At 59.0% G+C, this 25,082-nt stretch carries 23 protein-coding genes, 1 tRNA gene and 3 pseudogenes; 16 read left to right on the forward strand and 11 right to left on the reverse strand.

What is annotated here, in order from left to right; all coding sequences use genetic code 11:
• Positions 1-61: 61 nt before the first annotated feature.
• Both xylF and xylA read right to left on the reverse strand, forming a co-directional pair.
• Positions 62-1,063, reverse strand: coding sequence for a D-xylose ABC transporter substrate-binding protein (gene xylF, locus AABC73_RS13160; RefSeq protein WP_341523954.1), 1,002 nt, complete (start codon positions 1,061-1,063; stop codon positions 62-64).
• A gap of 159 nt (positions 1,064-1,222) precedes the next feature.
• The gene (xylA, locus tag AABC73_RS13165; protein WP_341523955.1) at positions 1,223-2,539 is read right to left on the reverse strand and encodes a xylose isomerase; all 1,317 of its coding nucleotides are present in this window, start codon (positions 2,537-2,539) and stop codon (positions 1,223-1,225) included.
• Positions 2,540-2,692: 153 nt separating this feature from the next.
• Here xylA and AABC73_RS13170 point away from each other — a divergent pair, with 153 nt between their 5' ends.
• Positions 2,693-3,892 carry a XylR family transcriptional regulator gene (locus AABC73_RS13170; protein WP_341523956.1) on the forward strand — a complete coding sequence of 400 codons (1,200 nt, stop codon included), beginning with the start codon at positions 2,693-2,695 and terminating at the stop codon, positions 3,890-3,892.
• On the opposite strand, the gene AABC73_RS13175 is transcribed toward AABC73_RS13170, so the two are convergent.
• From AABC73_RS13175 to AABC73_RS13190, 4 genes are all read right to left on the reverse strand, one after another.
• Positions 3,872-4,309: a phosphate ABC transporter substrate-binding protein gene (locus tag AABC73_RS13175; protein ID WP_341523957.1), complete on the reverse strand. Its 438-nt coding sequence runs from the start codon at positions 4,307-4,309 to the stop codon at positions 3,872-3,874. The two genes, AABC73_RS13170 and AABC73_RS13175, sit on opposite strands and share 21 nt — an antisense overlap.
• Before the next feature lie 11 nt (positions 4,310-4,320).
• Positions 4,321-5,556 carry a porin gene (locus AABC73_RS13180; RefSeq protein ID WP_341523958.1) on the reverse strand — a complete coding sequence of 412 codons (1,236 nt, stop codon included), beginning with the start codon at positions 5,554-5,556 and terminating at the stop codon, positions 4,321-4,323.
• 146 nt (positions 5,557-5,702) lie between these two features.
• Positions 5,703-7,583 carry an ATP-binding protein gene (locus tag AABC73_RS13185; protein WP_341523959.1) on the reverse strand — a complete coding sequence of 627 codons (1,881 nt, stop codon included), beginning with the start codon at positions 7,581-7,583 and terminating at the stop codon, positions 5,703-5,705.
• Between the two features lie 232 nt (positions 7,584-7,815).
• Entirely contained in the window at positions 7,816-8,733 is a 918-nt protein-coding gene (locus AABC73_RS13190; RefSeq protein ID WP_341523960.1) for a LysR substrate-binding domain-containing protein, read from the reverse strand.
• A 100-nt stretch (positions 8,734-8,833) separates the two neighbouring features.
• Here AABC73_RS13190 and AABC73_RS13195 point away from each other — a divergent pair, with 100 nt between their 5' ends.
• Positions 8,834-9,697: an aldo/keto reductase family oxidoreductase gene (locus AABC73_RS13195; RefSeq protein ID WP_341523961.1), complete on the forward strand. Its 864-nt coding sequence runs from the start codon at positions 8,834-8,836 to the stop codon at positions 9,695-9,697.
• A 39-nt stretch (positions 9,698-9,736) separates the two neighbouring features.
• Here AABC73_RS13195 and AABC73_RS13200 read toward each other — a convergent pair whose 3' ends face one another.
• A complete protein-coding gene (locus AABC73_RS13200) occupies positions 9,737-10,579 on the reverse strand; it encodes an EamA family transporter (protein ID WP_341523962.1) in 843 nt (280 codons plus the stop codon).
• A gap of 116 nt (positions 10,580-10,695) precedes the next feature.
• Here AABC73_RS13200 and gcvA point away from each other — a divergent pair.
• Positions 10,696-11,562, forward strand: a pseudogene (gene gcvA / locus AABC73_RS13205) (transcriptional regulator GcvA); the annotation flags it as partial.
• A gap of 12 nt (positions 11,563-11,574) precedes the next feature.
• Here gcvA and AABC73_RS13210 read toward each other — a convergent pair.
• Positions 11,575-12,480, reverse strand: coding sequence for a LysR substrate-binding domain-containing protein (locus AABC73_RS13210; protein WP_341523963.1), 906 nt, complete (start codon positions 12,478-12,480; stop codon positions 11,575-11,577).
• Positions 12,481-12,702: 222 nt separating this feature from the next.
• Between AABC73_RS13210 and AABC73_RS13215 the strand changes: the two genes are divergently transcribed.
• The 11 genes and pseudogenes from AABC73_RS13215 (at position 12,703) to AABC73_RS13265 (ending at position 21,698) form a co-directional block, all read left to right on the forward strand.
• On the forward strand, positions 12,703-13,776 hold the full coding sequence (locus AABC73_RS13215; protein WP_341523964.1) for an ABC transporter substrate-binding protein: 1,074 nt from the start codon (positions 12,703-12,705) through the stop codon (positions 13,774-13,776).
• A gap of 67 nt (positions 13,777-13,843) precedes the next feature.
• Positions 13,844-14,917 (forward strand): ABC transporter ATP-binding protein, encoded by a 1,074-nt coding sequence (locus AABC73_RS13220; RefSeq protein WP_341523965.1) that lies wholly within the window; start codon positions 13,844-13,846, stop codon positions 14,915-14,917.
• Complete coding sequence (locus tag AABC73_RS13225; RefSeq protein WP_341523966.1) at positions 14,904-15,776, forward strand: ABC transporter permease; 873 nt, start codon at positions 14,904-14,906, stop codon at positions 15,774-15,776. Before AABC73_RS13220 ends, AABC73_RS13225 begins: the two co-directional genes overlap by 14 nt.
• Positions 15,777-15,782: 6 nt before the next feature.
• Entirely contained in the window at positions 15,783-16,580 is a 798-nt protein-coding gene (locus AABC73_RS13230) for an ABC transporter permease (protein ID WP_341523967.1), read from the forward strand.
• Positions 16,577-17,719, forward strand: coding sequence for an FAD-dependent oxidoreductase (locus AABC73_RS13235; RefSeq protein WP_341523968.1), 1,143 nt, complete (start codon positions 16,577-16,579; stop codon positions 17,717-17,719). Before AABC73_RS13230 ends, AABC73_RS13235 begins: the two co-directional genes overlap by 4 nt.
• Positions 17,709-18,062: a (2Fe-2S)-binding protein gene (locus AABC73_RS13240; RefSeq protein WP_341523969.1), complete on the forward strand. Its 354-nt coding sequence runs from the start codon at positions 17,709-17,711 to the stop codon at positions 18,060-18,062. The genes AABC73_RS13235 and AABC73_RS13240 overlap by 11 nt, the downstream gene beginning before the upstream one ends.
• Complete coding sequence (locus AABC73_RS13245) at positions 18,059-19,435, forward strand: NAD(P)/FAD-dependent oxidoreductase (RefSeq protein ID WP_341523970.1); 1,377 nt, start codon at positions 18,059-18,061, stop codon at positions 19,433-19,435. The genes AABC73_RS13240 and AABC73_RS13245 overlap by 4 nt, the downstream gene beginning before the upstream one ends.
• Positions 19,428-20,609: an FAD-binding oxidoreductase gene (locus AABC73_RS13250; protein WP_341523971.1), complete on the forward strand. Its 1,182-nt coding sequence runs from the start codon at positions 19,428-19,430 to the stop codon at positions 20,607-20,609. The genes AABC73_RS13245 and AABC73_RS13250 overlap by 8 nt, the downstream gene beginning before the upstream one ends.
• Positions 20,610-20,618: 9 nt before the next feature.
• The gene (locus AABC73_RS13255) at positions 20,619-20,972 is read left to right on the forward strand and encodes a RidA family protein (protein WP_020294015.1); all 354 of its coding nucleotides are present in this window, start codon (positions 20,619-20,621) and stop codon (positions 20,970-20,972) included.
• Between the two features lie 135 nt (positions 20,973-21,107).
• Positions 21,108-21,344 (forward strand): annotated as a pseudogene (locus AABC73_RS13260) (AraC family transcriptional regulator); the annotation flags it as partial.
• Positions 21,345-21,624: 280 nt separating this feature from the next.
• Positions 21,625-21,698, forward strand: a tRNA-Cys gene (locus AABC73_RS13265).
• 97 nt (positions 21,699-21,795) lie between these two features.
• On the opposite strand, the pseudogene AABC73_RS13270 reads toward AABC73_RS13265, so the two are convergent.
• A pseudogene (locus tag AABC73_RS13270) lies at positions 21,796-22,628 on the reverse strand (tyrosine-type recombinase/integrase); the annotation flags it as partial.
• Between AABC73_RS13270 and AABC73_RS13275 the strand changes: the two are divergent.
• On the forward strand, positions 22,572-22,934 hold the full coding sequence (locus AABC73_RS13275; protein ID WP_341523972.1) for a hypothetical protein: 363 nt from the start codon (positions 22,572-22,574) through the stop codon (positions 22,932-22,934). The pseudogene AABC73_RS13270 and the gene AABC73_RS13275 overlap by 57 nt on opposite strands.
• Positions 22,935-22,951: 17 nt before the next feature.
• Here AABC73_RS13275 and AABC73_RS13280 read toward each other — a convergent pair whose 3' ends face one another.
• A complete protein-coding gene (locus tag AABC73_RS13280) occupies positions 22,952-23,350 on the reverse strand; it encodes a type II toxin-antitoxin system VapC family toxin (RefSeq protein ID WP_341523973.1) in 399 nt (132 codons plus the stop codon).
• On the reverse strand, positions 23,347-23,589 hold the full coding sequence (locus AABC73_RS13285) for an AbrB/MazE/SpoVT family DNA-binding domain-containing protein (RefSeq protein WP_341523974.1): 243 nt from the start codon (positions 23,587-23,589) through the stop codon (positions 23,347-23,349). The genes AABC73_RS13280 and AABC73_RS13285 overlap by 4 nt, the downstream gene beginning before the upstream one ends.
• Positions 23,590-24,700: 1,111 nt before the next feature.
• Between AABC73_RS13285 and AABC73_RS13290 the strand changes: the two genes are divergently transcribed.
• The gene (locus AABC73_RS13290; RefSeq protein WP_341523975.1) at positions 24,701-24,949 is read left to right on the forward strand and encodes an acyl carrier protein; all 249 of its coding nucleotides are present in this window, start codon (positions 24,701-24,703) and stop codon (positions 24,947-24,949) included.
• The last annotated feature ends 133 nt before the right edge of the window (positions 24,950-25,082 follow it).

Here is a 25,082-nt window from a genome sequence, read left to right on the forward strand (position 1 = left end):
CCTGAAAAGGGCTCACACCGTTTTTTTGCCTGACTGACTGCATTAACCCCAAAGTCGCAGGTCACTGCCCGGCAATCTGTGCCTTGGTATAGAACCCGTCCTTTTCCAGCAGGTCGATGTTGTCCTTGGTCAACGGGGTCGGGGTGAGCAGGATGGTGTCGACTTTCTTGCTGCCATTGTCGTATTGCGAGCCGTAGGTGGGTTTCTCGTTACGTGCCAGTTGCACCGAGAGCTTGGCGGCTTCCGATGCGATCAGTTTCAGCGGTTTGTAGACGGTCATTGTCTGGGTGCCATCGATCACCCGCTTGACTGCCGCAAGGTCTGCGTCCTGGCCTGAGATCGGTACCTTTCCCGCCAGTTTCTGCGCGGCCAGAGCCTGAATGGCACCGCCTGCGGTGGCATCGTTGGAGGCGACGATGCCGTCGATCTTGTTGTTGTTCCGGGTCAGGGCATTTTCAACAATGCTCAAGGCTTCAGTGGCGCTCCATTCCTTCACCCACTGCTGGCCGACAATCTTGATATCACCCTTGTCGATGGCCGGTTGCAGCACTTTCATTTGCCCTTCGCGCAGGACCTTGGCGTTGTTGTCCGTGGGAGCGCCGCCGAGCAGGAAGTAGTTGCCTTTGGGCGCGGCTTTCAGCACCCCGGCGGCCTGCATTTCGCCAACTTTTTCGTTGTCGAAGGAAATGTAGGCGTCGATATCGGCGTTGAGGATCAGTCGGTCGTAGGACACCACCTTGATCCCGGCTTTCTTGGCTTCGGCAACCGCATTGGTGAGCACCGTGGCGTTGAACGGCACGATGACGATCACATCGACGCCACGGGAGATGAGGTTTTCGATCTGGGAAATCTGCTTCTGCTCGTTGGCGTCAGCTGACTGGACGAAGACCTTGGCGTCCAGTTTCTCCGCCGCCGCGACAAAGTAATCACGGTCTCGTGACCAACGCTCCAGACGCAGGTCATCGATGGAAAAACCGATCTTCGGGTGAGCAGGATCGGCCATGACCGGAAGCGAAAGCAGGGCCAGGGCGCCAGCGAGTAACGTGAGTTTTACTTTTTTCATTGTGGTGCGTCCTTTTATTGTTGTTTGAAGACACTTCCTGACGATGAACACGGTGCCGGTAGAACTGTAGAGAGTCGCAGGCCGCCGCGAGCACAGATTTGTCGCGAGAATGTAACCGCCCGCGGACTCACGGCTGGCGGCTGTAAGGTTTGTCTACTGTCAGGGGTAGATAAACCGGTTGACCACACCTTCGAGCATTTCCTGCCGACCGCTGACGGCCTGGGGATTCAGCTCGTTGGCGAAGGCGTGTTCGGCCAGTGATCCAAGGCTGAACTCACCCGCCAGCACCGCCTGACCAAACGGCTGCTGCCAGCCGGCGTAGCGTTGATCTTTGAATTGCTGGAGCTGATCGTTCTCAACCATGGACGCTGCGCGTTTCAGCGCCAGGGCGAGGACGTCCATGGCGGCGACATGGCCATAGAACAGATCGACCTCGTCTACGCTCTGGCGCCGGACCTTGGAATCGAAGTTGAACCCGCCGTTGGTGAAGCCACCGGCTTTGAGGATTTCGTAGGTGGCGAGGGTCATCTCCTCGACGCTGTTGGGGAACTGGTCGGTGTCCCAGCCGTTCTGCGGATCGCCACGGTTGGCGTCGATGCTGCCGAAGATCCCCAGCGAGACGGCCGTGGCGATTTCGTGATGGAAGCTGTGCCCGGCCAGAGTTGCGTGGTTGGCCTCGATGTTGACCTTGATCTCGTTTTCCAGACCGAACTGCTGCAGGAAACCGAAAACCGTGGCGCTGTCGTAGTCGTATTGGTGCTTGGTCGGCTCCTGCGGCTTGGGTTCGATCAGCAGGTCGCCTTTGAAACCGATCTTGTGCTTGTGCTCGACCACCATGCGCATGAAGCGGCCCAGTTGTTCGCGTTCACGTTTCAGATCGGTATTGAGCAGGGTTTCGTAACCTTCACGACCGCCCCACAGCACGTAGTTGGCACCTTTGAGGCGCTGGGTGGCGTTCATGGCGCTGAATACCTGGGCGGCGGCGCAGGCGAACACTTCCGGGTCCGGGTTGCTGGCGGCACCGGCGGCATAGCGCGGATTGCTGAAGCAGTTGGCGGTGCCCCACAGCAGCTTGATCCCGGTTTGTTCCTGATGGCGCTCCAGCTGGTCGATCATCTGGGAGAAGTGGTTGCGGTACTCTTTCAGCGAGCTGCCTTCGGGTGCGACATCGGTGTCGTGGAAGCTGTAGTAGTCGATGCCCAGTTTGGAGAAGAACTCGAAAGCCGCGTCGGCCTTGCCGATGGCCAGCTCTATCGGTTCCCCGGCGTGTTGCCACGGGCGCTTGAAGGCGCCGACACCGAACATGTCAGCACCCGGCCAGACGAAGGAGTGCCAGTAGCAGGCAGCCATGCGCAGGTGCTCGCGCATGGGTTTGCCGAGGACAAACTTGTTGGCGTCGTAATGGCGGAAGGCCAGGGGCGAGTCGCTGGCGGGGCCTTCGTAGCGGATCTTGTCGACAGCGGGGAAGTACGGCATGGGCGATTTCCTTATTGTTCTTGGCGGTGTCCCGATACTAACGCCGGCCCTCGGGCTGCTGATTATGAAAATCACCAATGCGCCGTTCGATTTTGCGTATTGAGATTCGTCGTTTGCGCGCCTAGTCTGTGTTGATCGGCCCAGGTAAAAACAATGAAAACCGTACCTCCCGTTCACCGCATTGCGCTGTTGTTCAACGGCAGCAAGATCTACGACCGCGGCATCATCAGCGGCATCGGCAACTACCTGAGCAGCACCCGCGCGTCCTGGGACTTGTTCCTTGAGGAGGATTTTCTCTGTCGGTTGAAAGGCATCGAGCGCTGGCAGGGCGATGGGATCATTGCCGACTTCGACGACCCGCTGATCGGCGAGGCGCTGGCCGGGATCAAGTTGCCAGTCGTGGCGGTCGGCGGGTCTTATCAGGATGAGCGCGCCTATCCGAAAGGGATTCCCTACGTCGCCACCGACAATTATGCGCTGATGAAGTTGGCATACGAGCACCTGATCCAGGCGGGCTTGACGCGTTTTGCCTGCTTCAGCCTGCCTGAAGCACAAGCCAATCGCTGGGCGCAGGAGCGGGAAAAAGCCTTTCGCCGACTGCTGCAGCGCGATGGCTTGCACGTCGAGGTCTATCGCGGCATGGGCACCAGCGCACCGCTCTGGGACAGCGCGGTCGAACAGCAGATTGCCTGGCTGCAAAGCCTGCCCAAGCCCATCGGCATCATCGCCGTGAGTGACGCCCGCGCCCGGCAACTGCTGCAGGCCTGCCTGACTGCCGGTATCGCGGTGCCGGAGCAGGTGGCGTTGATCGGCATCGATAACGACCCACTGACCCGCAGCCTGACGAGGGTGCCGCTGAGTTCAGTGATTCAAGGCACCGAAACCATGGGCCGGACCGCCGCGCGCCTGCTCCATCAGATGCTGCACGGCATGCCGTCCACGGGCACGCAGGTGCTGATTCCGCCTGACGCGATCAATGTGCAGACCTCAAGTCTGCATCAACCGCTGGGTAATCCCTATGTCATGCAGGCGCTGCTCTTCATCCGCCAGTATGCCTGTCAGGGCATCAAGACCGCGCAGGTGGCGGGGTACGTCGGCGTGTCGCGCTCATCGCTGGAGTCGCACTTTCGCAAGGTGCGCGGCTGCAGCGTGCACGACGAGATCCTGCGCTTCAAACTGGCAGCGGCCGCCAGCGGACTGGAAAACACTGATTCGGCGATTGCCGATATCGCCCAGAATTGCGGCTTCAAATCGGCGCAATACCTGCACACGGTGTTCCGTCGTGAATTCGGCTGTACCCCACGCGAGTATCAGCAGGTGAACGATGAACCCTCATTGCGGGGAGGGCGGTAGTGCCCGGACGCTGCCGTCCACATCACGCGCCTCGATATAGCCAATGCTGTCCGGATTTTCGGCAATACGTTTCTTGACCTCTGCGCTGCTTGAAAGCGCCAGCGGAGGCTGGCCTCTGCCGGTAAAGATAATTTTCGACCAGTGCGCCTTGAGCTGGGGCGCGGACTTGCCCGTGAACTTCGAGTAGAACTCATCGCGGATCGGCGAATCTTCGCTCTGATCAATCGGTACCGCCTGCCCACCGTCGGGGAAACGACTGGTCTTGCCCAGGAAGATATCCGCCACTTGATTACGCGCCAGTACTTTCACAGGGCTGGAGGTGGCGACGACCACCACCACATCGGCCCTGACGATCGCGCAGGTCACGCACATGACGAACCCCGCTACAGCGAATCCGATGAATTTCACAAACCCCATGGCCTGCTCCATCAGAATACGAAATCGACAGCCAGGCTGATCACGCTGAACGAGCCCCCTGACTCAAAGTCCGGTTGGGGGTTGATCAACGGACCGGTAGCGTTGCCTTTTAGCCGCGTGTAGTCGTATTGCAATTTGGCGTCCATATTTTTCGCGAAATCCCAGCGCATCCCAAGTGAAAGCGTTTGCTGACCTTCGTTGGTACCCAGGATGCCGTTGAGGGAGCTGTTGAGGCCGACGGCGGTCCCGGCTAGGTCCGGTGGCAGACCAGCCGCCGTCAAGCCCGTGGTAGAGGTCGCGGACTCCGACTTTTCTCGCGCGTAAGTGACATAGGGTGTGAACGCGTCAAGCCGGTACCCGCCGCTGACATACCAGGCGCTTCTCGCACCGATCGCCGAATGGCTGTCGAAATGACCCCATTCGCTCATCACGAACCACTTGCCCGGATCATAGCTGGCACCTATCCCGAAAAATTCGAATACTGAGTTATTGGGATCGTAGCGAGCCGCGATGGCGTTGCCTTCTGCATCGAAGTCCCTGAAAGCATCGAAGAATGAATTGAATGACTCCACGGTCAGATCGGCTTTCAGGTAGGTGATGCGAGTGGTGAGGGCTTCGTATTCGGTCGTATTGGTGATTTCCCACAAATCTCGCGCCAACGCCTTGCCGGCGCTGTCTGCCTCTCGGTTATCGCTCTGGCCGTAGTTACCCCGCACGGTATTGGTGAACTCGCCGACGTGAAATCTGTAACTCAGGTCCAGACCGTCGCTGTTGGTGACTGGCATCAGCGAGTAAACCTCCATCGGCGGACGCACCCAGGGCAGGGTGTAGCCCACTTTACGGGTGTCGGAGAGCAAAAAAGTCGGCAACACGGTGCGCCCGATGCGTGCGCTGAAATCCGGCGTGAATTGATACTTGATGTTGGCCCATTCGACGAAGGGCCGATAGCTATTGTCGTAACGCTGCTCCGAGATGACCTGCACCACGGCAGAGAGCTGCGGTGTGAAATTGGCGAGCACCTGAGCACCAATCAGGCTGTCGACGTTGGCGCTCCAGCTGCGTGTGCGACCTGCACCATTGGGTTTGAAGACACTGGAGGTGAAGTCGGCTTTTTTCTCGCTGGAATGGACTACCCCCACGGTGCCAAAACTGCTCAGTGAAAACATTGAGGTTTCCTGGCTGTCGGCACTGGCCGCGCAGGCATACAGCGTCGCCACCAAGGCCACTAAATTGAGTCTGGAGTCCATAGGATCACTGCTACCTCATCAGAAAAAAACAACGTGTGGTTCAGGCACGGTTCCAAAAGCCGCAAGCGTCGGCGTTGACTAATGAGGTGTCATGGGGGCTGCTGCCATTCGTTTATTCCTTTTAACGTCGGCTCATAAACTGCGCACTATTGTTCGGAGGCTTTAATCGCCAGTTTGAGCGTAAAGGTCGCGCCCGTTCCCGGCCCGTCGCTATGTGCTTCCAGCGAGCCGCCCATCTCCATGGCCGCCAGAACGCAGCTGTGCAAACCAAAACCATGGCCGTCCTGGCGCGTGGTGAACCCATGGGCAAAAATCCGCGTCAGATTTTCTGGCGCAATGCCTTCGCCATTGTCGATGACGCTGATAATCAAGGTATGCCCTTGCTGCAGTTCGCTATGCAGCGTGATCTGCGGGCATGGCAGCGGCCGGTGATCCATTGCGCTGCTGGCATTTTTTATCAGGTTGACCAGGATCAGCAGCACGCGATGTTTGTCCAGCTGAAGCGAGGGTGTTTCTGCGAAATTCCGCACCACCCTTATCTGGCGCGCGGTGAGTATTTCGGCGTTCATGCGCAGGGCATCTTCTATCAGCTCATTTATCTGTACGGTCTCGGCGATACTGGATGCGCCAGCATAAGATTGCTGGGCGGCGACGATCTCTTTGATGTGGTCAATGCTTTTGCTCAACTGTTCGAGTTCGGCGGTCATGCTTTGCTGTTCGATCGCCAACGCATCCACCAGTTGGTTCAGGTAGCCGGGCAGAAGCTTGCCTTTCGCGTCGTGGGAGATGAAGTCACCCAGGTCTTCGGCATGCTGGTTCATCAGTTGCACTGCCTTGCCGAGTCCCAGGGCCTTGCTGGTGCGCAGCTTCTGGGTGACCAGTTCAGCGGAGATATTCACGCTGTTAAGAACGTTGCCCACGTTATGCAGCACGTTGGTGGCAATTTCCGCCATACCGGCCTGGCGTGCTGCGGCGGCGAGTTGTGCCTGGGTTTCGGCGGCGCGCAAACGGCTTTGCCCCAGTTGCCAGCTCATCCGGGCGAGCAGCCCCAGCAATAACACCAGCACCAGACTGCCGCCCGCAGCGCGCCATATATAGGTGTGCGCTTGCTGGGTCACCACCGTCAGTTGTTCCTCCTCGGACAAACCGACAATCACCGCCAGCGGAAAGTCGTACAGCTGGCGGGCGCTGGTGTAGCGCCGCACTCCGTCCCAGCCGTTGTCAGAAAGCACAGCCTTGGTGTTTTCGGTGTCCGGCATCACCACCGTCGCGTAATCGACCGCATCGCCGGCCGCTACCTCCTCCCCGGCGCGCCTGACGCGGAAGATGCCGTCGATACCCAGCAAACCGAGCAGGCCGTGATCGCCCAGTTTCGAGGCGTCGTAGCTGCTGACGAAATACGCCGCATCGACCTCGACCATCGCAATCCCGGAGAACACGCCACCCGCTGCGTCGAGCCGACGGCTGAAGCGCAATCGCCATTCTCCGGTGACAGGACTTTTCCAGGGGCGACTGATTGACAGTGAATCGCTGTGCCGCAATGTCTGCTGTTCATCCGGGTCAGCGATATAGTCCCACTCGTGGACCCGCGTACTCGCCACGAGCCCGCCGTCCGGGTTGACCACACTGACGTCAAACACCAGGGGCGGCGGCAACAGAGCGCGCTCTTTGAGTCGAGGAAGCGGATTGGGCTCACCTTCAGCTTCAACGGTGTATTTGACCAGCTTGAGGGTTTGGTCAATCTCGTGGATGGCGCGCAACATTTGCGCTTCATAGGTAGCGCCGATTTCCAGGCTCGCCGCAGCAATGCTCTGCTGGGCGCGAACATGTTCAACCTTGATCAGGTACAGAGTGGCTGTCCAGACGGCCAGCAACAGGAGGGCGGCTAGCAGCGGGAATAGAATGTAGGCTTCTTTGATCTGGTCGAAGCTGCGCCGAAACAGGCTGTTCGGACTACCGGAAACGGGATTTGCGGAAGTGGCTATGCTGACGGCCGACCTCAGTGTATCGGGCCGCTGGATCGGCATGGCGTGCTCCCTGCTTTGTTTCACTACTGAAGGCTTGCGGGTATCGACGCGGTTACGGTTTGAGACGCTTGTTGATCCTGATCACCCGTAGGAAATAATTCAGACCTGACACGGACTATACACGACAAACCGTGCCTGACAGCACGCGGTGATACGGGTTCCCGGCATCCGGACAATCAAGTGCGATGGAGCAACCGGGCGAAGCCTGATTGCCCTTGGTGGGCATTATCGACTACGCATGTTTGTCGAGTGATCGGCCCGCATTGATGAAGTCTATAAATGCGCGCAACGGGGAGGGTAGATAGCGGCGTCCAGGGTAATAGAGAAACGGTCCGGTAAAGTTTTGCCACCAGGATTCCAGCACCGGTTCCAGCGCGCCGCTGTCCAGATGGGGCGCAAGCCAGCCCTCGAACAGGTAGACAATGCCCAGCCCGTCAATTGCCGCCTGAACGGTCAGGTCCACGGCGCCTCCCACCCTGACAATCAAAGGTCCGGTCGGGTCTACGCTGATGACTTCGCCCTGACGTTCGTACTCCCACAGCGGCATCGCGCCACTGGGGAATTTGCCCCGCAGGCAGGCGTGATTCAGCAGATCCCGTGGGTGCTGCGGTCGACCTCTGGCGTTGAGGTACGCCGGGGATGCCGCCGTTGCGAAACGTTGAAAGCGCGGGCCGATGGGGACCGCAATCATGTCCTGCTCAAGGCGTTCATCGTAACGAATGCCCGCATCACAACCGGCCGCGAGCATGTCGACGAAGCTTTCTTCGATCGTCACTTCCAGGCGGATGTCAGGATAAGTCTGTAGGAACGGGGTAATGATCGATGGCAGCACCAGTCTTGCGACGCTGGCAGGTACGTTCAGCTTCAGCGTGCCCGATGGGCGATCGCGAAAGTCGTTGACTACATCCAGAGCTGACTCGACCTCACCTAATGCGGGCACGATGCGCTCCATCAATCTGGCGCCAGCCTCGGTGGGTGCCACGCTGCGGGTGGTCCGGTTGAGCAAACGTACGCCCAGCCTGGCCTCCAGCCGGCGTACTGCATCGCTCAAACTCGAGGCGGATTTGCCGCTCGATCTGGCCCCTTCGCGAAACCCTTTGGCGTTGACCACGGCGACAAAAGCCAGCAGGTCTTGAATGTTGGTTTCCATTGTTCTCTCAGCCGTACAACCCGTGCCGATTGCACCCCATTACCAATGAAGTGGTCAATGCCTATAGTGCGTCCCACAAACATTGATTGAGGTGGAAAAAATGAGCGATGTTGCCAGAGCAGGTTCCTTCCAGTTGGGCGACCGGTCGGTCAATCGCATGGGCTACGGTGCGATGCAGTTGGCCGGACCTCATGTTTTTGGTCCGCCGAAAGACCCGAAAGCAGCCATTGCCGTACTGCGTGAAGCGCTGGCGGCGGGCGTCAACCACATCGATACCGCCGATTTTTACGGGCCGCACGTCACCAACCAACTGATCCGCGAAGCGCTGCACCCTTACCCTCAAAACCTGGTGATCGTGACCAAGGTCGGCGCACTGCGCGGCGCCGATGGCTCGTGGAATCCGGCACAGAGCCCCGCCCAATTGACTCAGGCGGTGCATGACAACCTGCGCAATCTCGGCGTGGACGTACTGGATGTGGTGAATCTTCGGGCAATGGGTAACGTGCAGGCGCCTGCCGAAGGGTCCATCGAGGAGTCGTTTACCGCGCTGGCCGAATTACAACGCCAGGGGCTTATTCGCCACCTGGGCGTCAGCAATGTCACGGCAACGCAGATCAAGCAGGCGCAGGGGATCGCCGACATCGTCTGCGTGCAGAATCACTACAACCTTTCTCACCGGGACGACGAAACGCTCATCGCTGAGCTGGGTCAGCAGGGCATTGCTTATGTGCCGTTCTTTCCATTAGGCGGTTTCACACCACTGCAGTCGCACGTGCTCTCCAGCGTGGCAGCGCGTATGCAGGCGTCACCGCTCTGTGTAGCGCTGGCGTGGCTGCTGCAACGTGCTCCCAATATTCTGTTGATTCCCGGGACTTCCTCGGTGGCCCACCTTCGCGAAAATATCTCCGCCAGTGCATTGGTCATCGCGCCTGACCTGCTGGCTGAACTGGAAGCGCTGGGATAAAAAGGGCGGCGAATCCAAGGGCAATCCAGGTTTTGATACTCAAAGCCCCAGGATAACCGCCCCAGCAGCAACGACCAGGCACACGATCCAGCGTTTTCCGCTGACCGCTTCGCGCAGAAATACACGTCCGATCAGCGCCGCGAAGACCACGCTGGTCTCACGCAACGCCGATACCGCACCCATTGCGCCCAACTGCAACGCCCAGATGACGATGCCGTAAGCGGCGAGTGACACCAGCCCGCCCATGAGCGACGAGCCAACGGCAGCCGGCGTCGCTCGAAGCGGATTCAATAGTGCGGCGCAGCCTCGCATCGCGACGAACAGAACTGGCATCAGCCAATAGAACATGAACATCCACACGGTATACGCCAGCGCCTGACCGTCAGATAACCGCACGCCGATGCCGTCGATCACTGTATACAGCGCGATCATCACGCCGGTGGTCAGCGCAGCCAGTGCATCCGCGCGCGACACGTGACGGTCCTGGAGCGCGAGTGTGAGGATGCCGCCGGATATCAGCGCAATCCCGAGGGCATGCAACGGGCTGATTGCTTCCTGGGCGAAGAGCGCCGCGCCCAGTGTGACGAGCAAGGGCGACGAGCCGCGTGCAATGGGGTAAGCCACTGCCAGATCGCAGCGCTGATACGACCGCACCAGGCTCATGTTGTAGATGATGTGCACCAATCCCGAGGCAACGATATAAGGCCATGCCGCCTCGGCCGGCAACGGCAGGAACACTGCGGCCACAGTCGAAACCAGCGCAATGGCGATGCTCATCCAGGTCATGGAAAGGTAGCGGTCGCGGTTGCCATGCAGCATCGCGTTCCAGCCTGCGTGGAGAATTGCCGCGAGCAGGACGAGGCCGCCGGTATAACTGAGCATGGTGTTTTTCCATATCGGGGAAGGGGATGAGAGTGCTGTGATCAGCAAAATATCTATCTTGGAGTTGGCTGACAAACCAGATAAATTACCCGTTCACGTGAGTAGAACTATCTCGAATGAATCGGAAATTACCTCCTCTCAACGCATTGAAGGCTTTCGAAGCCGCTGGCCGCCTGGGCAGCTTCAAGGAAGCCGCGGCGGAGTTGCATGTGACCCACGGCGCGGTGAGCCAAAGCGTGCGCTTGCTAGAGGAGTGGCTCGGTGCGTCGCTGTTCGAGCGACACAATCGCCGCGTGGTGCTGACTTCTGCAGCCCGGACATACCTTGGCAAAATCGGGCCGCTGTTCGAGCAGCTGTCCCAGGCAACGCTGGAGTTTGGCTTCGCCGAGACGACCTCGCGAACGCTGTCGGTGAACGCGTCCGCGACGTTTACCTTGCGTTGGCTGGTACCGCGCCTGGAGAAATTCCGCGCCGAGCATCCCGGCGTGGACGTCAACGTCGAAACGTCGAACAAACTGGTGGAGAGCCTGAAAGACCCCTATGACGTGATTATTCGCGGCGGTCCGGACACGCTTTATGGCTACTCGACGCGACCTTTCCTGTACGAAGAACGGCTGCCGGTGTGTAGCCTGGCGCTTCTGCAGCGGCTGCCGCTTCGCGTGCCCGACGATCTACGTCAGCACACGTTGCTGCATACGTCGAGCCTGCCAAGGCTTTGGCCAGACTGGCTGGCGAGCGCGCACATCTCTACGCTCCGACCGAGTGCCGCAGTGGTATTCGATCATTTCTATCTGACCTTGCAGGCGGCTATCGACGGGCTGGGCGTCGCGATGGGGCCGACGGCGCTGATCTCCGCTGATCTCGCCGCTGGCCGGCTGGTCATGCCGTTCGCCAACCCGCGTCTGCCGTCACGCAGCTATTGCACCTACGTTCCGCTCGGCAAAGCGGCGGATGACGCGGTTGTGCTGTTCTGCGCATGGCTTGAACGCGAGGGATTACGCGCTAGTGAGCCCCTCGAACGCATCCCGGTAAAACGCTTTCAACGTTTCGACAAACTCTTCGGCCAGCCTGGTTCTCGCCTGCGCAATGGGCCAGATGACGTAGGTGGGGAAGAGGATGTCCGGTCTGAACGGTAGGACCACCACATCGCGGTGCAGGTAAGCCCTGGCCACCAGTGGATGGGCGAGTGTAATGCCCATGCCCAACGCCACCATTTCGCAGTTGATTGCGCTGTATTGCGCCTCCACCGCCATGATCCGCTCGACACCTGCCTGCTCGAATAACCCGTCCACCAATGACCGTGTGCCGTCGCCATGGCACAACGAGACAAATGCCTCGCCTTCGAGATCGGTAAAGGTGATTTCAGCACGTTGCGCCAGGCGATGAGCACTGGGCAATACGCAAACCGCGGGGATTTCAGTCAGCAACTCGATCTGGTGACTGCTGACATCGCCGGGATGGACGACGATGCCGATGTCGCAATACTGGGATTTGACCCATTGCTCCACAGTCGGTGACGAATTGACGTGCAGGGATACGGTGAGCTCGGGCCTCGAGTCAGTGAAGGTCTTGAGTACTCGGGGAATCACGCTCAAGCCGTTCGACGGCACGGCCGCGACCCGCAAGCGGCCGGTGCCGAGGTTGCGAATGTTCTTCGCCGAAAGCTTGAGGCTGTCCAGGCCGACGAACGCGCGCTCCACCTCCTGAAAGAACGCCTGGCCCTCCTGAGTCGGAATCAAACGCACGCCGGCACGCTTGAACAGCGTCAGCCCGGTGCTCAATTCCAGCTGGGAAATCAACCGGCTGACATTGGGCTGCGAGGTGTACAAGACCTCCGCTGCCGCGGTCATCGAGCCCAGCCGCATCACACTGCGGAACGCTTCTATCTGCCTGAGGTTCATGGCGACCTACCATATCAAATATGAATAACTAACCCGTATATCCGTATTTGACCATATGAATGGGCTGTCGCAATACTCAAAACCAGCAACCCCATAGCGCACATGAAGATGCGCCACCCGGGATGGATCTCCGGGAGCATGCAGCCTGCATGCATGACTTCGGTCTTGGCCGAAGCAACTGACGCATTGTTCGATCTGCCCCACGCACTTCGGAGATAGTCTGTGAATAGCCTTAACGCATCCCCAGCAGCACAGCCGTTTCGCTTGAACCGTCTTTCCATCGCCGTCGCTGTCAGCCTCATCGGGTTTGGCAGCAGCGCCGCTTTCGCTGATACGACGCTGTACGTCGCAGGTGTCGGCGGCTCTACGGAGCAGATGTACAAGACCAAAGTCATTCCCGCCTTTGAAAAACAGCACGACGTCAAAGTCATCTACGTCGCCGGCAACTCCACGGAAACCCTGGCCAAGCTGCAAGCGCAGAAAGGTCGGCAGCAGATCAACGTCGCGATGATGGACGACGGGCCGATGTATCAGGCATTGCAGATGGGCCTGTGCGGGAAACTCAGCGATGCGCCGGTTTACAAAGACCTTTATCCCCTGGCGCGTCTGAGCCCGGAAGCCACCGGTATCGGCGTGGTCGCCACCGGCATTGGTTACAACGAGGATGCGTTCAAGAAGCGCGGCTGGACCCCGCCGGATTCCTGGGAAAACCTGACCGACCCGCGCTACAAGCAATTGCTCGGCATGCCACCGGTGACCAATACCTATGGTTTGCACACCCTGGTGGAAATGGCCCGGCTGCGTGGCGGTGGCGAGAAAAATATCGACCCCGGCTTCAAGGCGCTCAAGGACGAGATAGGCCCCAACGTCCTGGCTTGGGTCTCAGCGCCGGGTGAAATGGACGGCATGATGCAGAACGGCGACGTGGTCATGGCCGTGTATGGCAGCGGTCGTGCCGTGGCGTTGCAGAGCACCGGTTTCCCGCTGAAGTTTATTTACCCGAAGGAAGGTGGCATCGCCTTGCAGGTCGCCGCCTGCGGCGTGACACCCAATGCGCAGCCCGAACTGTCCCAGGCGTTCATCCAGTACGTGTTGTCGCCTGAAGTGCAGACGATCCAGGCCAGGGAAAACGGTTTCGCGCCGGTCAATCAGACCGTCACGCTTGCGCCCGAAATTGCCGCCCGCATGCCGTATGGGCAAGAGAAGGTCAATGCGTTGATCAAGGTCGATTGGGACACGATCAACCCGCAGCGCAGCGAGTGGACGACGCGCTGGAATCGTACCGTCGAGCGCTAGCCTTCACGGTTGCGACTTTCCCGAAACCTTTCTGGAGACGCAGGCTCATGCCTGCGTGGCAAGCCCCATGGCATTTCTCACACTCGAAGGTATCGTCAAGACCTACGGCAATTTCAGGGCCATTGATGGTTTGAACCTGGAAGTCCGGCACGGCGAATTCATCGCCTTGCTCGGCCCGTCCGGCTGCGGCAAGACCACCACGCTGCAATCCATTGCCGGCTTCGTGCAGCCCACCGAAGGGCGCATCGTTCTGGATGGCCGCGACATCACTCATGTGCGACCTGAGCAGCGCGGGCTGGGCATCGTCTTTCAAAGCTATGCGCTGTTTCCGCACATGACGGTGGCGCAAAACATCAGCTTTGGCCTGGAGATGCGTGGCGTATCCAAAAGCGAACGCAGCAAGCGGGTCAATGAGGCGCTGGATCTGGTGCGCCTTGGCGGCCTCGGCGAGCGGTACCCCAAAGCCTTATCCGGCGGACAACGGCAACGGGTGGCGATTGCCCGTGCCCTGGCGATCCGTCCCAACCTGTTGTTGCTCGACGAACCCATGTCCAACCTTGACGCCAAGCTGCGCGAAGAGATGCACATCGAACTACGGGCGATTCAGCGCGATCTGGGCATCACCACGATTCTGGTGACCCACGATCAGGTCGAAGCCATGACCATGAGCGACCGCATCGCAGTCATGCAGAAAGGCCGCATTGTGCAGATCGACACGCCGTTCGAAGCCTATGAGCGTCCCCATTCGCCGTTCGCATCGGCGTTTCTCGGCAAGACCAACGCCTTCGCGGGTGCGGTGCAGCTGCGTAACGAGCGGTGCTGCGAGGTACAGGTCCGGGACACGCTGCTGCATGTGCCACACGAAGATCGTTCGCTGGGCAACGACGTCAATGTCTACATTCGTCCGGAGAAAATCCGCCTGACCGCAGTGGGGAACGGTCGTTTGACGGGGCGTGTTCGCCTGAGGGTGTTTTTGGGCAATCTGTGGCTGATCGCGGTGGATAGCCATCTTGGGCTGGTGCACATGACCCAGCCCAATCTCGGCATCCCGCCGCCCGATGAAGGCTACGAGGTCGGCCTGGACTGGTCCGATGACGACCTGCGTCTGCTGGATCGGGAGGTCGCCCATGGCCAGGTATGATGCCGAACACGTCGGTTTTGCCCCGTGGTTGCTCAGCGGTCCGGCATTGCTGGTGTTTATCGCACTCTTGCTGGTGCCGCTCTTGCTGACGGCGGTGCTGTCGCTGAATCTGTTCAGCGACACCGGAAGCGTAGTTTCGGGCTACAGCCTGGGCAACTACATCGAGGTGTTCAAGGACGGCTATTTCCACGAGATATTCCTGCGCACTGGCGGCATGGCGCTGGCGGTTACGGTGTTCTGCGTGCTGCTCGGTGTGCCGGAAACCATCATCATTGCGCGCATGGCGCCGCGCTGGCGTTCGTTGTTTCTGCTGGTGGTGCTCGGCCCGCTGTTGATTTCGGTCGTGGTGCGCACGTTGGGCTGGGCAATCCTGCTGGGCAACAACGGCCTGATCAACGACGCCTTGCAGGCGCTGGGCATTACCGATCAGCCGATAAAGATGTTGTTCACCCAGGTCGGCGTGATCATTGCCCTGACGCACGTACTGGTGCCGTTCATGGTGATCGCGGTGTGGGCGACCTTGCAGCGTCTGGACCTGCAAGTGGAGTGGGCCGGATTGTCACTGGGTGCCTCACGGTTGACCGTGTTCCGGCGGATCATCCTGCCGCAGATCATGCCGGGCATTCTGTCCGGTTCAATCATCGTCTTCGCCCTGGCCGCATCGGCCTTCGCCACCCCGGCGATCATCGGTGGTCGGCGCCTGAAAGTGGTCGCAACGGCGGCCTATGACGAGTTTCTCGGCACCCTCAACTGGCCCCTCGGCGCTGCCATCGCAATGCTTTTGCTGGTGGCGAATCTGATCATCATTCTGGGTTGCAGCAAGCTGGCCGAGCGCCGCTTCAAGCAAGTCTTCGAGTAGGCCGCCATGCACAAGAACGGATTTTTCTCGCAGCTTTATCACGTGTGTTTCGTCGCCTTCATCGTCGCCCCCTTGCTGGTGGTCATGGCGATGGCATTTACCAGCAAGGGCTATTTGTCGCTGCCCACTGACGGTCTGTCGTTGCGCTGGTTTCGGGCGTTGCTGGAAAACCAGGAAATGCTCGACGCCTTCACGCTGTCGATCAAGCTGGGCCTGGCCTCGGCGACCATTGCGGCGTTGCTGGCGATTCCTGCGGCATTGGCAATCAGTCGATACGAATTTCCCGGACGCGGCGCGTTGACCGGCTTTTTGCTGTCGCCGCTGATGATTCCGTCGGTGGTGCTGGGGATCGCGTTTCTGCGCTTTTTCTCGCTGGCGCAGATTGGCGGATCGTTCTGGGCGTTGACCTTGACCCACGTGATCGTGGTCCTGCCGTATGCACTGCGCCTGACGCTGGCGTCGACCATCGGCCTTGAGCGCGATATCGAACAGGCGGCGTTGTCGCTGGGCGCCAGTCGCTGGACCGCGTTCTACCGGGTGGTGCTGCCACGTATCCGCACCGGTGTGATCGGCGGCTGGATGCTGGCGTTCATCCAGAGTTTCGACGAGTTGACCATGACTGTATTCGTCGCCACGCCGGGCACCACGACCTTGCCGGTGGCAATGTACAACCAGATTTCCCAGACCATTGATCCACTGATCACCGCCGTCTCCACGGTGCTGATCGTCGGCACCCTGCTGTTGATGCTGGTGCTCGATCGCATGGTGGGTCTGGATCGGGTGTTGATTGGAGAGGGCAAATGAGTCAGGACCTCAATAGCGTCACGCAGTCCGACGTGATCGTGATCGGCGGCGGCCTGGTCGGTACGGCGGTGGCTTACGGGCTGGCACGCAGTGGTGTGGACACGGTCGTGCTGGACCAGGGCGACGACGCGTTTCGCGCATCACGCGGCAATTTCGGTCTGGTCTGGGTGCAAGGCAAAGGCCACGACTTGCCGGACTACGCGCGCTGGACCCGCTCATCGGCGACGCGCTGGCCGGCCCTGGCGCAAGTGCTGCTGGAAGACAGCGGCGTCGATGTGCAACTGCGGCAACCGGGTGGATTTCACATGTGTTTCAGCGACGAAGAATTGCTGGAACGGCAGTCGCGGTTGCAAACCCTGCAGGACGCGCTGGGTGATTATCCTTATCAAATGCTGGATGCCGCTGAGCTCAAGGCGCGCTTGCCGTTGATTGGTCCGGCGGTGATTGGTGCCAGCTACACGCCTCAGGACGGGCACGTCAATCCGTTGAAATTGCTGCGCGCCTTGCACACCTCGGCTCAGGCCAAAGGCGCGCGGTTGCATGGTGGCGTGCAGGTCGAGCGCATTGATTGCGCGCCTGGCGAGTTCCGCGTCACGGCAGGACAACGGCGCTTTATCGCGCCGCGCATCGTATTGGCTGCCGGCCTCGGCAATCCGGGGTTGGCGAAGCAAGTCGGCCTGCACGCGCCGGTTGCGCCGAATCGCGGTCAGGTACTGATCAGCGAACGCGTGCGGCCATTTCTCGATTACCCGACCATCAACGTGCGCCAGACCGACGAAGGCACGGTGCAGCTAGGCGATTCGATGGAGGAGGTCGGTTTCGATGACGGCACCTCCACTGAGGTGCTGGCTGCTATCGCCAGACGCGGGGTGTCGACGTTTCCACTGCTGCGTGACGTGCGCCTGATTCGCGCCTGGGGCGCGTTGCGGGTCATGAGCCCGGACGGTTTTCCCATCTATCAGCAATCCGCCGCGCACCCCGGCGCGTTCGTGGTCACGTGCCACAGCGGCGTGACCCTGGCCGCCGCCCACGCGTTGCGCATTGCGCCGTGGATCAAGGGCGGCGCGCAGCCCGACGAGCTGGCGGTGTTTACCGGCGAGCGTTTTCTAACCGACAAGGTGTTTTCCCATGCGCACTGATCCGCTGTTTCAACCCGTCATAAGCGAAGTCAGGGCGACGCGCACGGTGAACCTGACGTTCAACGAACAACCCTTGACCGTACCCGCTGGCACCAGTGTCGCGGCGGCGTTGCTGATGTCCGGCATCAATCGTTTCCGTGCGACGCCGGTGAGCGAAGCACCGCGTGCGCCGTATTGCATGATGGGCGTGTGTTTTGAGTGCCTGCTGGATATCGACGGCGTGCCCAATCGGCAAAGTTGCCTGATCGAGGTCGCTGAAGGCATGCGTATTCGCTCGCAGGAAGGCGCCCGCGACCTGATTTTCCAGGCGACGAATGTTGGCCTCATGGAGGTACAGTCATGAACCTCGAAACCGTTGATGTGGTAGTGATTGGGGCCGGCGCGGCAGGCATGAGCGGCGCCGTGGCACTAGCAGGGTTGGGGCTGGGCGTGGTGTTGCTGGACGAGCAGGGCAGTCCGGGTGGGCAAATTTATCGCGGCATCACCCTGGCGCCGTTGTCGCGCCGGGACATGCTTGGCCCGGATTACGCCCACGGCAATCAACTGGCCCAGGCGTTGGCATCATCGACGGTGCGCTATGAGAAGGGCGCGGCGGTGTGGCAGGTTACCCGGGATCAACAGGTCAGTTACTTGCGCGACGGTCGCCTGCACACGCTGAACGCGAAGGCCGTGTTGCTCGCCACGGGCGCCATGGAACGGCCGTTTCCGATTCCGGGCTGGACGCTGCCGGGAGTGATGAGCGCTGGCGCGGCGCAGATCCTGTTGAAAAGCTCGGGTCTGGCGCCCAGCGAACCGGTGGTGCTGGCGGGCTGCGGGCCGCTGTTGTACCTGCTCGGCTGGCAATACCTGCGCGCCGGTGTGCCGATCAAGGCGCTGGTTGATACCACCCGGCCGGATGATTACTGGCGCGCACGGCGTCATCTGTTTGCCGCGTTGCGCGCCTGGCCGTATCTGCGCAAAGGGCTGGATTTGATGCGCTGCCTGCGCGTGGCGGGCATCGCTCATTACACGGGTGCTGAACAACTGGCGGTTGAGGGCGAGGAGGCCGCGACGGCGCTGACGTTCACCGCTGCCGGAAAATCCGTACGCATCGCCAGCCGTTGTGTGCTGCTGCATCAAGGCGTAGTGCCCAACATTCAATTCAGCCAGTCGCTGCGCGCCGGGCATGGATGGGACAGCGACCAATTGTGTTTCAGTCCGGTGGTCGACGCCTGGGGCGAGCTGGATGTGCCGGGCGTTTATGTCGCCGGAGACGGCGCGGGGATCGGGGGCGCTCAAGCCGCCGCTGTGCAAGGGCAACTGGCGGCGCTCGGGATTGCTGCGCAGCTGGCCACCATCAGCACGGCGCAACGTGATCAACAGGCTGCACCGCTGCGCGCCAAGCTTGAGAGCAATCTCAGAATCCGGCCATTTCTGGACGCTCTGTATCAACCGAAAGAACAAAACCGCATCCCGGCGGACGACGTTATGGTCTGTCGCTGCGAAGAGGTTACCGCTGGTGATCTGCGCGGCTTCGTTGCTTTGGGCTGCGCCGGGCCGAATCAGGCCAAATCCTTTGGACGCTGCGGCATGGGCCCGTGTCAGGGCCGGATGTGCGGTCTGACCGTTACCGAAGTCATTGCCAAGGCGCGCGGCGTGTCGGCTGCGGAAGTCGGTTACTACCGGATTCGCCCACCGATCAAGCCCATCACTTTGGGGGAGCTGGCCGGTGAGTGAGTCAAGCCGTCGTCAGGGCGACGTATTGGTCATCGGCGGCGGCATTCACGGGCTGAGCACCGCATTTCATCTGGCTCAACGGGGCGTCAAGGTGACGGTTCTGGAGGCTGAATATTGTGGCCGTCACGCTTCCGGGGTTAACGCTGGCGGCGTGCGCACGTTAGGCCGACATACGCCTGAAATCCCTTTGGCGCTTTCGTCCCGGGATCTTTGGCATGAACTGAAGCATGTGCTGGGCGACGATGGCGGCTTCGTGCCCAGCGGCCAGTTGAAACTGGCGGAAAACCCGGCTGAGCTGGAGGAATGCAGGCAGCGTGTCGAGCACTTGCAGGGTTTGGGGTTCAGCCATGAAGTGCTGGTCGACCAGCAGCAGGTGTTCGACATTATTCCCACCGTGGCCCGCCACATCGTCGGCGGCATCTGGGTAAAAGACGACGGTTATGCGGTGCCTTACAAGACCGTGACGGCCTTTCGGCTGGCGGCAGAGAAACTTGGCGTTCAAGTGCATGAAAACTGTGCCGCGCTACGTATCGAGCAGACTGGCAGCCAGTGGAAAGTCACCACCGCGAAGGCTGTATTCAGCGCCGAGCATCTGGTGGTCACCGCCGGTGCCTGGGCGGGGGAGTTGGCGGCCCAGGTGGGCGAAGCGGTGCCGGTGCATCCAGAAGGCCTGATGTTGATGGTCACCCACCGGGTCGCGCCGTTCTGCGCGCCGGTCTTGGGGGCAACGGGCAGGTCGCTGTCATTCAAGCAATTCGCCAACGGCACGGTGGTCATCGGCGGCAAACTGATTGGCGGGCTGGATTTTGCGGCGCGTCACGGCGAAGTCGATATGACCCGGCTCGGCACCAGCGCGCGCACGGTCACCGATCTGTTTCCGCACCTCAAACACCTGGGCGTCAATCGTGTCTGGGCGGGTGTCGAAGCGTTCACGGCCGATGACTTGCCGGTGATTGGCGCCAGTCGCAGGGTCAGCAACCTGAGTTATTCCTTCGGCTTCTGCGGCAGTGGCTTTCAGATGGGCCCCGGCACCGGCAGGCGTCTGGCCCAGCAGATTATGGGCGAACACTCCGACATCAATCTCGATGCTTTCGCCATCGACCGTTTTGACAAAGCAGCGGCAATAACGCCGCTGATGCCTCTGCAATCCGCTTCAACCATCCCGCAACATTGAGGAGTTCACATGCTGGAAATTACACGTATCGAAACCAATCAGCGCATGAGCCGCGTCGTTCAATGCAACGGCTTCACCTTTCTCGGCGGCCAGACCGCCACCGACCGCACCCTGGACATCAAAGGCCAGACCGCGCAGGTGCTGGAGAAGATCGACAACTTTCTCGCCAAGGCAGGGCTGGATAAAACTCGTATTCTCAGCGCGCAGGTCTGGCTGTCGGACATCGAGGCCAACTTTGCCGGAATGAACGAAGTCTGGGACGCCTGGGCACCGCAAGGCCATGCGCCTGCTCGGGCAACCGTTGAGTCGCGTCTGGCGGCTCCGGATTTGCTGGTGGAAATCACCGTGGTTGCAGCGGGCTGAGTCGCACGCCATTCTTCTCAAAGCCTCGTTCGGTGACTGTGCCGATTCGAGGCTTTGATCTGCTCCGTTAAGCTTTCGGCGCTGTCAGCTCATCCAGTTGCCCCCATCAACGTTGTAGGTTTGGGCAAATCCTTCATCGGGCCCGCGCAGGGTTTGCAACGCCTGGTGCTGTTCTTCCAGTTGCTCAACACTTTGATGAGCGCATCCAAAAGGCGTTCGACTATCTGCAAAACGAATTGACTGGCGACATCAGACTTTCGGTTATCGCCGATCGGTTGAGCATGAGCGAGCCTGGATTCTCACGGTTTTTTCAAACGAGTCACCGGCCACGGCTTTATCGATCTGATGGGTAAGCTGCGGGTCCAGCGCGCATGGCTTACGCCTTGCCAGAAAGCAAGTAACCTGAAACCGGCAATCGATACAGCAGGTCGATTGCCGGTTATTCCTGACCAACTTGATCATTTACGGCTGACTTGTATTTTTTTCATGGCATTCCTTGACATGCCCGCCGAACAAGTACAAAATTGCGTCCATTCCTGATTCGGGAATACGAAAAACCCTATAGATTTCAAAGGGTTGGAAGCCAATAGCTGGTTATGGTTTCCGGACAAGTTTATATGCATTGAATGCTTGTTAAGCATTTGATGTTTGAGGCCGAGTAGCAAAATGGTTATGCCGCGGATTGCAAATCCGCTTACGCCGGTTCGATTCCGACCTCGGCCTCCACTATTAAAAACCCCGAAGACTCACGTCTTCGGGGTTTTTTTTGGGGTTTGGAAAAGGGAACGTACCAAAACTTTTGGGCATGCGTACCAAAACTTTCCTATTTCGTGGGGCTTGCGATGGCGCCAACGCGGCGATAAACCCGCTCGGTTATACCCTCCTTTGAGTGCCCCAGCAGGCGGCTTGCGTCGCCGACATCGATGATCTCCGATGCGGCCTTTGGACGGATATCCCTGAACTGGAATTGCAGAATGCGCGTTGCCAATTCACGGGCTCCTGATACCAACGCTTCATCCGCCGCGTTCTGCCGTGTTTCCGCCCATCGGTTGCGCAACATCTCCCAGGACAACCGCAAGCCGTATCGATTGACGATGAAATAGGGAGACGGATGTTTCGCATTGCGCTGCATGATCTGATCTGATCGAGCAATTGGCCCAGGCTGCCTCGTTCGACACCATTATTCAGATGGATCCGTAGCCGCTTGCCTGTTTTGCCCTGACTCACCAATAGGTAATCGCCAGCAATGTCGTCACGCCGCATAGCTAAAACGTCGGCAGGACGCTGTCCGGTCAGGTAAGCCAAGTCCATGGCGTCTTTCAGCTCTTGGGGCGCTTTCTGGTAGACCGCACCCCATACTTCATCGTTGGCGTAATAGTGGCGTGGCTTTTCTTTGTTTTTGCGCACTCCCAGGCACGGATTTTCCTTGTTGGTCAGCCCCCATTCGCGCGCCGTGTTGAACACATGGGAGAGCAGGGCGATCTCCCTATTAGCTCTGGTCTTAGCTGATCGGCTGTCGCGATATTGGGCAATCATTGATGGCGCGATTGAGTCGATAGGCGCCTCATCGAACACGACCCGCAGCTGACGTAGCTCTGCATGGTTATCGCGTTGCGTGCGGTTGGCTTTTTTGGGGATTATCTGCCGCAGGTATCGAAGGAGGGCACTTGGCTACTGCAGAAAGGTGAAAGGGTCGTCGATGGGCGCACTAACCGTGACCTCAAACAGTTCCTCAGCCAAGCCCCCGAGGCCGCCAATCAAACCGGGTCCGCGCCGCAGATCAACATCATAGTCAATGGCGATGGCAGCGGTGGCACGGTTGACTCTGCCCAAGGCTACGAAGCGATGGGGCAGGCGCTGCTGGCCACCGTCCGCGCGGAAATGCCGAAGATCGCGCGTGGGGTGATCGTCAGCGAAAAAGGGCAGAACGGGTTGCTGGATCCGAGTAATCGGCGGGTGTAGCGTGCAGCGCTGGAACTTCAAATAAGACGCTGCATGCCTGCTGTCTTGGCTGCTTTGATATCGAAAGTCACCGTGTGGTCGCAACCCGCAGCGTGAGCGGAGCGTTCAATCAGGCAGTCGGCGAAATCGGCATTAGAGTCAGTGAACTTTCGCAATGCTTGCCAGACTGTCTCGGCATTTTCCAGCTTTAGCTCACGTGTGCGCAGCAGCATTTCCAGCACGACGATGATCTCGGCTTTACTGGATTCATATCGGGGGCTTTGCAGTACCCATACCAACTCCACGACCGTCACCATTGTGATGAAGCCCGGAGAAGAAACCGTCAGCGACTCAATCGACTCGGATGCTTTGGCTGACTGCTTCGCATCATCCTGAGCGACGTAACGGACTAAAACGTTGGTATCTAAACCTATCATTCAGCTCTTGATCCCTGCTCTGCGATTGCTTGATTCATGTCTTCGATGCTTACGGGCTTGGCCGGCTTGCGGATCAATCCCTTGAGATCTTTGACCGAATGCGTGGCCGCCATGATGGCAAATTTACCTTGTCCCAGATCGACGAACTCAATCCGGTCTCCGGTATCGAGACCGAGCGATGCCCGAACTTGTGCGGGGATAGTGATCTGGCCCTTGGAGGTTACAGTAGCTGTGGCCATTTTTTAACCCTCTTAATGAATTTTCCTTACTTTGAGGTAAGGGGTGTGCGTAATCAAGTGGGAATTTACACTTTAAGTGTAATTAACACGGAAAGTGTTCAGACGAGACATTTCAAACAGAGTAGGGGCGTATGACCGAAGTGTTCCCTTGGTCGCCCCGAGTCCGCTCCAGCGGCGACACCCAACCCAACGTACTCAGCTCGCAATTCGGCAATGGCTACAGCCAGCGCTTGCCAGTGGGCATCAATAATCTGGCGGCTACCTGGTCGGTGTCGTTTACGGGACCGAGAAGTATCTTAAGCCCATTCAGGACTTCTTCATCCGGCAATCCAGAGACTCGGTTTTCGATCTTGAGGGCAGAATCGTTTTAGAGCACGCCTGGTGTATGGATCTGAAGTGAGATCCCGCCCCATATAAACCTAGGACTGCTGACTAACCATTCGCTGGTTGAATTACGTACCAAAGCAGACTTTAAAGTTGCCTGCGTTCTGATATCGCCTAGGGTCGTCCTTTGCGGATCAGTGCCACGATCATGTTGGTTAATGCCGGTGCAAATGACTAGTCAGGTCGAATGCAAAACTGTAGCTCGTTGAATTCATCACCGGCGTGCTTCCTTGGCATGGCATCAATCTGCAGGAGGCCGACCAAGCAACGCCGACAAGCGCGGATTACGCGGTGAACGCAGCGGCCTTTTCTGGGAAGTCATACGCATCCTCAAAGAAACTCAACCTCGCTGGGTGGTCCTTGGCAGACAACACCCCCTCACGGATCACTATGGGCTGCACAACTTTCGTCGCTCACCCACACGGATGGGATCAGATGGTTGAGCGGCAGCGAGCGTCTGAAGATGATGGGCTTTGGCTCGGACTGGATGCGGCCAACCTTACAGAGGCTTTCGCTGCCGGAAACGCCGTTGTTACGCAGGTCGCGGAGTGGATTTGTCGGAAACTGATCGGGGCAAATTGACCGGATAGTTGGCGAAAATTGGGTACGTACCGGTCGTCGGGAGGAAGCGGTTTCGGCGTAAAACCTGTTACTTCTGACAGTTGTGGGAAATCGTTAATGGTAAGAGCATTGCGGCGTCGTTCGATTAACAATCATGAGGTGTGCCATGGACCGGGCAAGCGTCGCGACAAGATTTAAAGATGTTCTCGACAGAGAGTTTTTAGTTGATATAAGCCGTATTTCAGATACAACTACATTCGAGGAATTGGGCTTGGATTCGCTCGACATGCTCACGCTGGTAGAGGCCGTACAAGAAGAGTTTCAATTGAAACAATCAGTTAGCAGGTTTTCGGAGGTTGAGACGATTAGATTGATTGGTCGGGCGATTGATATAATTGTCGACATTACCAAGTGATGGGCAATCGAACTGGGTTGAGGGTAAATGATGTAGCCCATTTCGATTTCGCCAACCATGCCAATAATCCACGGCAACGTTCTATTTTCACATGAGCCGGAAAAGGCTCTACTGAGTCCGCAAAATCAGTTGT

Origin of the sequence: Pseudomonas sp. G.S.17 (genome assembly GCF_038096165.1) — a bacterium.
In the GTDB taxonomy this organism is placed as follows: domain Bacteria; phylum Pseudomonadota; class Gammaproteobacteria; order Pseudomonadales; family Pseudomonadaceae; genus Aquipseudomonas.